Origin of the sequence: Blautia sp. AF19-10LB, from assembly GCF_003461245.1 — a bacterium.
GTDB classification, from domain to species: domain Bacteria; phylum Bacillota; class Clostridia; order Lachnospirales; family Lachnospiraceae; genus Blautia_A; species Blautia_A intestinihominis.
Genome location: NZ_QTWS01000099.1, coordinates 1 through 660, shown reverse-complemented (window position 1 = coordinate 660; position 660 = coordinate 1). Strand labels below are relative to the sequence as shown.

Sequence of the window (660 nt, the reverse complement as noted above, 5' to 3'; positions counted from 1 at the left end):
GGTTGTCCGGATGAGCCGGAATCCCAGAGAGCATATCCCATCAAGAAATATAAAAATGGATTACCATTGCAAAAAGGTTACAATCTACCGTCCTCAAAGGAGAAAGGAAAAGCATTTACGGGAAAAGCTGGAGCTGACAGCGATCTATGTGCATGAATCCGGGAAAAAGGGGACAGAATGGTTTCTGCTGACAACGGTAACGGTAAAGAGCGAAAAAGAAATAGAAAAGCTGGTACAGTGTTATGCACACAGATGGAAGATAGAACGGTTTCATTTTATATTAAAGAGTGGGTGCAAAATAGAAAAGAACCAGGCAAGGGAATATGGGAGATTAAGCTTTCTAACGTTATTATATTCTGTCATTGCAATGCAGATATTAAATCTGACTTATCTTGGGAAAATATGTCCGGAAATTTCAAGTGGGATCGTATTTGTTGAAGAGGAATGGAAAGTATTATGTTGTTGCGCAAGAAAAAGCAAGGAAATTCCTGAATCGTATTCACTTAAAGAAGCAATTTATGATCTGGGAGTTCTTGGAGGGACGAAAGGTGCACCGAGCGATGGTATGCCCGGAGTACGTTCTATCTGGCAAGGACTGGATGTACTATATTCATTGCTTGCTTATCGAAATTATCTTGTATAAATATGGGTCAAGTTAAG

At 39.7% G+C, this 660-nt stretch carries 1 protein-coding gene; it reads left to right on the top strand.

Going from position 1 to position 660, the window contains the following annotated elements; translation table 11 throughout:
• On the top strand, positions 1–643 hold a 643-nt coding region (locus tag DWX28_RS19240), incomplete at its 5' end, for an IS4 family transposase (protein WP_118254805.1).
• Positions 644–660 lie beyond the last annotated feature (17 nt).